Source organism: Cytobacillus sp. IB215316 (assembly GCF_033963865.1).
Lineage (GTDB): Bacteria > Bacillota > Bacilli > Bacillales > SM2101 > Nanhaiella > Nanhaiella sioensis.
On the sequence record NZ_JAXBMC010000053.1, the window covers coordinates 1 to 1,349 of the forward strand.

Here is a 1,349-nt window from a genome sequence, read left to right on the forward strand (position 1 = left end):
ATTCTTCTACTTCTCCAGTGACTGATACTAAATCACCAACGTTAACATTTGTGTCTTCGATATTGACGTAAATACCTTCTGATGTACGTACATCGGCATCAGCTTCAGGCGCTTCCATGAAGAACCCTTTTGAACCATCTATAAGTGTAACGATACCTTTTACATCTTTAACAATTTCTCCATCATATTGGGAAACATGTCCAACACCTTGAATATCGTGAACGTCGAGCGAGACTATTGGTATAATTGCTTGGTACTCAAAAATAGCAATTTCACTTGCCTCTCCGTCTTTAACAACTATTGCTTTAATTGTCATATCTTCCGTAACTTCTATAGCCTCAGTATATACCTCACTTGTAGTTGATGGGTCTGTCCCATCTACTGTATAGTAAATCACTCCGTCTTCAGCGAGTGTATCTAGTTCAATGGTTGACCCTGCTACAATATCACCACCTGATGGATTAGCGAATACATAGAACGTACTTTCTACTACATCCATTGCTAACCGCGGTATAAGCTTATATTCACTAAAGTTGTAGTCAATTACTCCTGTAATTGATTCATAAGTTTTTCCAACCTCTAGTAAACTAGCATCTTGTGGTAGTAGCTTAAACTCACCGTCTTCATCTACACCTGTGAAGTTACCATAATTATCAACTTCAGTAATTGTAACATTTTCTACCTTCACTAACTCTGCTTCAACAGCCTCACCTGTATCAGTCATAATATCTTCAGCTGTAATAACCTGTACTTCTGGAATATCTTCGCTTTCAGCTACTACTTCAATAGCATCTACTTCTAATTGTGCCATATTAAAAAATTGATTAAGTGTCCCTTCGGCAGAAATACGGTCACCAATATTAGCTGCAATATCACCACGTACGACAATTCCAGCTGAATCATCCTGTACGTATAAATTTGTTTGTCCACCTGCCACGAAGGATGCAGTAACAATTCCTTCAATTTTCGCTTCACTACCTACTTCAAGTGAGCGTGTATCTGCGATTGATTGTACTTCAAGTGGCGCTTTTACAGTGTATGAGAATGAAGCTACTTCACTATTTTCCAATCCTTCTTTTACTGCAATCGCTTGAATCGTTACATCTTCACTAATTATAATTGGTGCGTTATATAATGTGCTTTCTTCTGTTGGTAATGATTCATCAATTGTGTAATAAATTTCTGCTCCTTCAGTTGAAGTTGACAGTTGAACTTCTGTCCCAGCTTCTACTTCTCCAGCATTGATTGAAGCTTTTACTTTTGAAGCTTGTGTCACTTCCGTCATTAGATCAATTTGCACTAACAAAGGATCATGGTCACTCGCTGCACCTGATGCTTCTGTAAAGTCT

General features: G+C 38.1%; 1 protein-coding gene. It reads right to left on the bottom strand.

The genetic code is table 11. The features are described 5' to 3' along the window. A partial coding sequence (locus tag SLH48_RS22330) for a chitobiase/beta-hexosaminidase C-terminal domain-containing protein (RefSeq protein ID WP_320259913.1) occupies positions 1–1,349 on the bottom strand: 1,349 nt, incomplete at both ends.